The sequence below is a fragment of the Candidatus Firestonebacteria bacterium RIFOXYD2_FULL_39_29 genome, from assembly GCA_001778375.1.
GTDB lineage: Bacteria > Oederibacteriota > D2-FULL-39-29 > D2-FULL-39-29 > D2-FULL-39-29 > D2-FULL-39-29.
In genome coordinates this window covers 1-9,346 of the sequence record MFGV01000009.1, presented here as the reverse complement: position 1 = coordinate 9,346, position 9,346 = coordinate 1, and the positions used below count along the sequence as shown (strand labels likewise).

Genomic DNA, 9,346 nt, shown 5'->3' with positions numbered 1-9,346 from the left:
GGCTGGATAGAATGGGACGGGAAGAATGATACTAATGAACTGGTTGGACGGGGTGTTTATTTATACGTTGTTGCAGCGGCGGATGGTAGTAAAAAGGTGGGCAAGTTTGGAATGATTAAGTGAGTTATAATTAGTTTACATTCCCAGTGATAAATTTGAAAACTTCATTTTTAACAGTTTCGAAAGCTCCTTTTCCTAAAATAGACCAGGTGTATTCGTAACCTCCTGCACAATAAAGATATAGCAATCGAAATAATCATATATTCCACTGAATAAGCGTATATTACTCTTGAAACATTTGAGAAATATGCTATACTTATGTACATATATGTAACCGAAAAGGCAAATCTTGAGTAATCAAGAGACGCAAAGTTCCAGTCCGGCATATGCTTCAAAAGAATGCTCTGAGTAAAGTCGAATGAAATTGAGCAGAAGAGTTCGAACTTACTGCAGAAATACTTGAGAAAATCATGTGACGGGGGCTGAGCTGCCGATCCGGCACCAATCTGGATAGAACATAGAATTTTGGATCTGGTTTAAGTTGTAATGAATGCCAGGTTCAAAGGTCGGTGTGATAAACAGGTGCCGGACCTTATATTATTATAGGAGGAACGATGCATACTTGGTGCTGTAAATACAAGTTTAATAAAAAAATGGTATTAACTGGTTCTTTTTTGATGTTTTTCTTGTCAAATGCTGTACTTGCCGGTACCGGCACAGAAGCCCTTCAATTCCTAAAAATAAAACCTTCCGCGAGAGTAGCCAGTATTGGAGACGGTTACGTAGGCTTAGCAGATGATTCCAATGCAAGCTTCTATAACCCCGCAGGTCTTGCGAGATTAACAACTCCGGAAATATCCCTCATGCATTTGGTTTATATTGGTGAAACAAGTTATGAGTATGCTGCCGGTGTAATTCCTGCCGGAAAAAATATGACCTTCGGAGCGTATGTAATATATCTTAATTACGGGAGTATAACTAAAACAACAGAAGATACGTCGGGAGTATATTCCGGCACCTCAGGGGTCTTTAATCCAAATAATCTTGCCGGTGGTCTTTCAATCGGGTACAAGTTGGGTGAAAGTTTAAATGTAGGAGCAGGTTTAAAATATGCTGCAGAGGATATAGACGGAAGCAGTATAAGCGGGATAATGGGAGATGTCGGGGTACTATATAGTATGGAAGGAATAGGAATAGGAGTTTCATTGAGTAACATAGGCGGCAATGCAGGATCAGATGTATCACCTATGCTGGCAAGGTTAGGAATCTCAACAAAGCTGTCAATAGTGAGTGATGATGATTTGATGGTGGCTTTAGGCGGGAATTATATACTTGCAAGCGGAAAGACGGTAGAGAGCATAGGCTTAGAATACTGTTATGATAATTTTGTAAGTGTACGCGGAAGTTATGGAATAGGCTATGACTTAAACAATCTAAATGTAGGAGCAGGAGTAAAACAAAACTTGGACGGTATGATCTGCGGCTTGGATTATAACTTCAGCCTATTTGGAGATCTGGGAAGCGCGCATAGAGTGTCGCTTTCTGTGAAGTTCGGAGAAGAAGGGAAAAGAAGCAGAAAAAGCAAAGAAAGAAAGAACAGCAGAAACAGCAAATACAGGAGATGAAAAATAAAGCCTGGCCGCCGGCATTTAGGCGGGCAGTCCGCCACGATCTTTGGCGGAAAGAGCAGTAAGTACAGAAGATGAAGCAAAAGAAGAAAGTAAAGTCCTCGCCTAAATGTGGGTCCGCCAATGCTTTGTGGCGGAATGCACAGGAAGTAAAGAAGATAAAAAGCTAAGAACCATTCAAGACTTCAGGAGTAAAGAATATGCTCAAAAAAAATGAAAAACTTTTTAAATCAACAAGATTGTCTTCTCTTCTTTTACTTCTTTTTCTTTTCTTGCTTCCTTTGCTGCTCTTGCCTTCCCCTCTTCGCTCGGACGATTGGCTTAACGGGTTTAAAGACCTCACGCATACCGGCACAAGCAGTGACACCATTTCCCCGCCTTTTAATTTGAAATGGAAATACAAGAGCGCGGGGACTAGTAGAGGTGCCCCCGGTTTTGGTTTTGCGTCTTATTCTGATGATAAATTACAAATTACATGGACAGTTTGCTGCAGGCACTATGGGTATGATATTAAGAACTATAATATGCTATGGCATTATGACGATAATGTCTGCTTGTATAGTTCAGATTATTATCCATCAATAAGCGGAAATAAGGTGTTTTCATTAATGGGACATTCCAGCGGCGGTCAATTTGATACAACTTCAGGAGCTATGGTCTTTAGAGTAAGCGGAACAGGCGGGAATACGGGTGGTGCTGTTAATTATAATGGTTTAATCTATTATTTGAATCAATCTAATAATTTAGGTGCTCAGAATATTGTTTGCACAGATCCAATTACCGGTATTGCGAAATGGTCCAGGTCTAATCAGTATGAAAAAACAGGAAACGCGGATTATATAGTACGCAGTACTATTGCCGGCGGGGGTGGCGGCGGAAATAATGAAATGACAGTACCCTGCGTTGCAGAGGATACGGTGTTTGTAGAATTTATCGGTGAAATTCATGCAATGGACTCAAGAACAGGCGTAAGCAAGTGGAAGGTGAATTTGGGCGGCGGGGATTATTATTCCGGCTCATATAAATATAGAGGTTCTGTTGCGTACGAAAACGGTAAAATATATTGCGCAGGACTTAAAAGTAATCCTGATGAAATAAGTATGTATTGTTTGGATTCGAAAACCGGGCAGGAGGTATGGCGGTATAAAGTTTTTGATTCAAGCGGGAGTAATACCTATATCTCTTCTCCGATAGTAAGCAATGGAGTTGTCTATTTTGGTGCTTTTGACGGGTTCTTTTATGCTCTGGATGCCGGTACGGGAGCAGTAAAGTGGAAGTATCTTACTGAAGGCAAATTTTCAAACTATCAAATACCTGCAATATCCGGAAATATTATATATTTTGGCACTGATATAGATCCGACAGCTTTCGGTAATTCTACTGCTCATGCTAATGGTATATTGTATGGCTGTAAAATTGATACCACAAATCCAAATGGTGAGCTTGTATGGAGATATGCGAATCCTGACGGGGTTGCGTTTGGTCCGGTTATAATAGGGGGTGGGAAGCTTGTAGCCACAGGAATGGGCGGGTATGTGTATGTATTTGAGTCTGCTGCAAACTCAGCCCAAGAGGTTATACGAAAACCAAGAACAACATTTCCTTCAATAGTCCAAGGCGGAAATAATTTAAATATTGAATGCTTGTCGGATCCGGGGGTGTCGGGATGGACTGCGAAATTGTCCAAGTACAGTAATAATGTTAATCTGACAGTAAGTACCGTATACAATTTTGAAAAATGTATCTGGGAGCTGGCGGCAGTGGTTCCGCCGGATACGCAGGAAGGAATGTATAATCTGGAAGTGAGCAATAGTCAAACCGGCGGAGTGTCTGCAAATTCTGTTAAAGTGATAAAGGAAGTGAAATCCGGTTATTATTATATTCACATATCCGCACCGATGAATAATTTTGAAAACTTGAGAGAGCAGCTTAATATTATTAATCCTGAATTTATATTGGTGACCGGGAATCTTACAATGACCGGCAGTGATGCTGATTATGGGGCATTGCTAGGTTCATTGAAAAACATAGATGTTCCTGTGTATTTTGTACCCGGAGATATGGATTGTTACGGCGGGAGTAATTCGTCCAGTCATTTGCAGTATGAAAAAAATGTAGGAGCGAGATATTATAGTTTTAATTACGGCACCCATAAATTTGTCGGCATAGATACGACTGATGATAACGGAATGATCAGCGCCGATCAGATTAACTGGCTGCAAAGTAAATTAAATGATCCTTCCGATAATATGAAAACGATATTCTATTGTAAGGACAATAAAAATCAGCTGGCAGGTATATGCGACGGTTATGGCGTAAATGCGGCTTTGAGCTATAATACTGCTGACAGTGTTACAAACAGCGGAGTAACTCCTACTAAATATATTAAAACGAATCAAATGAAGAGGGCTCCTTATGGAGGAGAAGGATTTTCAGGTTTTAGGGTAATTAAAATTAGCAACAATAATGTGGTTTCAAATGCTGTGGAACCTGCCAACTACACTCATCCGCTATTGATTTATAGTTATGCGAATAAGTATGACGGCTCATCAGGTAATGACGGGGAAATTAAGTCAAATGTTATAACATTGAAAAACTGGCATTTTACTGCGTATGACAATGCAATAGTAAAGTTTGTAATGCCGTCATCAGGAGCGCCTTTTGTAGCGAATAACGGTGAAGTAGCGAATTCTATCGACATGGGAAATGGAACCAGTATTTGTTATGTAAAAACGGGCGTAACCGCAAGTACTTCTACTGCTTTAGCTGCTGAAAAAATTGTCAGTATAGGCACAACTAATCCGGCAGGGTATAGTGTTACATATTATAAAGATAAAGCATTTGCAGCATCTGCTTCAGTATTTCCATTGCAAACTGGTTCAGCTACTCCAACTAGAATGTTTGTCCCGCCCGGCAGAATGTATTTTAAAGTATTTGCGCCTGACGGTAAAACACCGTCATTTAGTATTAACCAGCCGGGAACTGTTGATTATGTCGGACAGTGCCAGCCGGTTGACGGAAGCGGGTTATTATATTCAGGTTATTATGATGTAAAGCAGGAAGATGGTAGTAATTATGTTGACGGTGAAACGGAGATATTGATAAATGGAATAGCTCCGGATATTGGTAATATCTTCAGGATAAAAACAAGAAAAGCGTATGAGCCGGTATTAAGGACATGTGAATATTCGGAGACGGGCGGAAATCATATTACAATAGAGTGCAGTGCGTTGACTTATTGGAATTATCCTGACTCAGTTATGGACTTTGGGTATGAACTGGCTTCAAGATCAGATGTGTCATATATAAGAATATATAGAAAAGCGGGGAATGAAGATTGGGCTAATGTTTACGAAAGTATTGGCGGGACCGGAAGTGTTTATTATGATATTAAATGGAGCGATACAAATATAACACAGGGTGTAACGTATAAATACAGGGGCGTAACTGTGGGCAAGATGGGGCTGGAAAGTGCCCCTTCCAAAGAAATTGAAGTAACAGCGGGCGGTCCTTTGATCTCAGATAATTATGAATTAGATACAAATTCAGCAAGCTCATTTAATCCGGTAACAAAATTAACTAATTGCGGGACAATAATAACTAATCTTTCAAATAATAGCGCAACAATTATCTGGACGACAAATGTTGCGTCTACTACGCAGGTTGAGTGTGGGTTGGTTGATTTAATAACTAGTCCTATTGGTGATGTTTACAGAAATTACTGGCTGCTCCCTGAAGATGCTAATCTTGTTACCACGCATTGTGTTACTATTTCAAATCTTACACCCGGCACGAGTTATGGTGCGCGTGTTATTTCAAGAACTCTGGACGGGAAAACAAACAGTTTTAGCAGCCGTACCTTTTGCAGCGCGCCGTATGATCCTGTACATCACGTTGCAGCTTTCATTCTCTATCCTGGTTTTACAACTTTAACAAATGTCGGAGCAATAGCGTCAATAACCGGAAGTACAAGCAGCTCCATAGTATTGCCCGGAGACAGCAGTGTGATAAATATAAATGCAATAGATGGCAGCGGGAATATAACCGTATTTCCGTGGGCGACAAGCCTAAATTTCAGCGTGACAGCAGGTGGTGGAAGTGTCTCACCTACATCAGTTACAAACTCACCACAAACTACTTTAACAACATCAACGATAGTCGGAGTAAATACTGTAAAAGCCGTAAAAACGACTTCAACGCCTATGACAACAACAGTAAATGTAACGTCTGTAAACCCTCATCATTATAAGATAGCAGCGGCGACTATTTCCACCGTTACAGCGGGAGTTCCGTTTGAGATAAAAATAACGGCATATTCCGCGGCAGCGGAAATTGATGCGAATATTCTGCCGTTAACAATGACAAATAAGAGTATAGCTTTGATGGTGGTTGATCCGAATAATACAAGTACTCAATTGTCCGATTTGTTTTATGCGCCTGTGTATTTAAAAAACGGAGTAATTACGGTGCCTGTGACATATAATATGGTTGAAACTGCCGGAATAAAGATAAAAGCGGTGGATTCCGTGGGTAATTCCGGGATAAGCGAATTATTTATGGTGGCTGCTAATTCCGGTAAAAAATGGACGGTTAATCTGACTTCCAGCAAATCAACAGCCGTCACCGGGGAAACAGTGACAATAACAGGAAAGATACTGGATTTTTATGGGAACAAAGTAAAAGAAGTAAACCAGACAATAAATCTGGCAAGATTGGAAGGAGATGGAACTTTAAGCGCATATTCGATGGTTACTGATGCCTCGGGAGAAGCTCAAGTGACCTTAATGATGGGTACAGCGGTTGCCAATGTGGTTGAAGGAAGTCTCGGTACCTTACAGAAATCAACCGTATACGTGAGGGCGAATACTGCAACAACAGTAAATGTTCTGCCTCTATCAACGGTTATAAAAGTTGGAGCAAAAACAGATATTCAAATAGAAGCCAAAGATGCAGGAGGAAATCCTGTAGCAGGAGTTGAAATCGGGACGAGTGTAGTATCCGGAGCCGGTACGATGAATGTTAATACGGCAACAACAAACAGCAGCGGTATCGCAACCTGTGTATATTTTGGAAATACTATACCTGCTGTAAATTCTGTGAAAGCGGAAATATTAGGAACAGGAATAAGTAAGATAGCCAATATTAATACAATAACGGGAGATTTGGATCATTATAAAGTAGAAGGACCGGCAAGCGCTGTTGTTGTAGGTGCTCAATTCAGTGTAACGATAAGTGCTATGGATAAATATAATAACCTGGTAAATGCCAGTAATGGAATAGGTCTGATCGGAACTATGGCAGGGTATCCTTCCAGCTTGGGCAGAGGAGCACTTTCTGTAGTCACTGCGAATTTATCCGGAGGGAGTACAACCGTAACAAATGAGACGTATGATAGAACAGATCAGATACAAGTGAAAGCATTCGATAGCAACGGCATTTTTGGGTATGGAAGTTCGGTAACAATTATTTCCAGCTCCAGTGTAGCTGTTCTTGAGACGGAGTTCAAATTGGGACAATATAATAATATCCCTAAAACTTCAAAAGGAGCAGTTGTATCTTTGGTTGCTTATACAAAAGATGCGGGAGAAAATACTGTTTCCGGAGCTGCTGTAACTTTTAGTGTAAATAAAGGTTCTTTGAGCTATTCGACAATGACCAGTGATGCTAATGGAAGGGTAAAAAATGATTATACTGTCGGTGAAGGTGTATGTATTGCTTCGATATCAAGCCAGACAGCAACCAGACAGCTAACGATAGAAGGAATTGTTCCCGCAGTAATAAATGTAGATGAGGGAAGTACTATTGTTGCGAATTTAAACGGGATCTGTTATGCCAATATAACCATAAAGGATGCGGGTGGAAATGCGATTCCTAATGGAGTAATATCATATACAAAAACAAGCGGGACTACTCTTACTTCAACAAGTCCTTTATCACCGGTAGTTTCTGATTTAAACGGAAGAGCAATGTTAACATTTATGATTTCAACTGCGGATAGCAATAATGTTGTCAGGTTGACGGCCGGAACCGTTAATTATGATGTAACAGTAAAAAGGATAGCCTATTATCTGTCATGTTCCTCTGCTTCTTCTTCAGCTATTGCAGGTTCGTGTGTTACAATCAATACATACCTTTATGATAGTTCATATCAACGTGTATCGGGCGGATTAATAAATTTCTCTGTAATCTCAGGAGGGGGTTCCTTATCTGCCTTATCCGGTGTAACCAATGCATCAGGGGCAACTACAGTATTAACATTGGGACCAAGTCAAGAAAACAATATAGTGCAAGCGGAATATTCAGGAATGAAGTTGACTGTAACTGTAAAGGGTATTCAGCCAGGGAGTATAACAGTATCGGCAAATAACAAAACAATATCAGTCGGAGGTTCTACAACTATAAATGTGAGTTTATATGATATTAACGGTGCAAAAGCACCCTATGTTGTCGTTAATTTTTCGAAATTATCAGGTTTGGGATATTTAAGCGCTTCATCCGCAACTACAGGCTGGAGCGGGACCTGTACTGTTGTTCTTACAGCGGGAGCAGCGGTAGGGAATACGGTTATAGAGGCAAGTTCCGGAGGTGTATCAGGGACTGTGACAGTCAGCGCAGTTGATGCTTCGGATTTGCAGGCGGGAGTAAATCCCGGAATAATTTTTATTAATACGGGTAAGTCAGAGATAAAAGCAGTGGTTAAAGACAGTAATGGATATCCTTTACTGGGAACCAATGTTATTTTCAGTGTAGCCGGCGGATCCGGTAATTTTGGTTCTGCAACTTCAGTAACAATTAAGTCTAATGCAACAGGAACATCATGTGTTACATTCGCAAATACAACGACAACGGGAGATAGCAGAATAGGTGTTGCCAGCGGGACAATGAGCAGGGAAATTACAGTGAAAAGTATCAATGCTTTGACCGGCTGTAAATTAAATTTAGCCGCTCCTGCCAGCATACAGGTTACAACAGCTACTTTGTATACGACAAATAACAGTTTGTTTGCTCAGGTGGTAAACAGCAGCGGAGAGGGTGTGGCGACTTCGGGTACAACCGTTACATTTACCGCAACCGGCGGGCAGTTTAAGTATTATTATTATGATTCAGGTTTGTCTAAATGGGTGTTGCAAGCAATAACACCTGTGGTATCCGTTACTGATAATTTTGGCAGGGCATATTTAAGCGGGAGCGGTTTAACGTATATTAATTTTTATCCCGCCTGGGGAAGTAACAGTATTAATGTATCGTCTGCCCTGGGTTCGGCTGCTATTAATATAAACGGTGTTCTTGCCGCAGGAACAGTTTTAGATGTAACTGCAGATCCGTTAAGTGTCAAACCTGGGAATAATTCGAAAATAACTGCTAGGTTAACTTCTTCCGGAGAGCCTGTCATCGGTTCCTCAATTACTTTTGGATTGGTAAGCAAGAGCGGTTCCATAGCTCCAACCTCCGGAACGTCGGATGCAAATGGGGAGGTAACTTGTATATTGTCTGCGGATAATGTTCCTGATATGGATTATACGGTGAAAGCAACGGGCAGCAGCTTGGTAAATGTAATAACAGTTTCGACATCAAAATCAACATTGGATAGTTTTGCTGTAGAATCTCCGGAAAATGTAATATATAACAATCCTTTTAATTTCAAAATAAAGGCATTAGATGCGAACGGAGGACCTGTAGTATTGGTCAGCCCGGTTACTGTAACAATAAGCGCGGTA

Annotated in this window: 1 protein-coding gene, 1 pseudogene and 1 other annotated feature; the gene and the pseudogene both read left to right on the top strand. The window is 40.7% G+C overall.

Going from position 1 to position 9,346, the window contains the following annotated elements; translation table 11 throughout:
• Nucleotides 1-331: 331 nt before the first annotated feature.
• Nucleotides 332-495, top strand: a binding site (cyclic di-GMP riboswitch class I).
• A gap of 119 nt (nucleotides 496-614) precedes the next feature.
• Nucleotides 615-1,625 carry a hypothetical protein gene (locus A2536_01725; protein OGF48075.1) on the top strand — a complete coding sequence of 337 codons (1,011 nt, stop codon included), beginning with the start codon at nucleotides 615-617 and terminating at the stop codon, nucleotides 1,623-1,625.
• 203 nt (nucleotides 1,626-1,828) lie between these two features.
• Nucleotides 1,829-9,346: pseudogene (locus tag A2536_01720) on the top strand (hypothetical protein).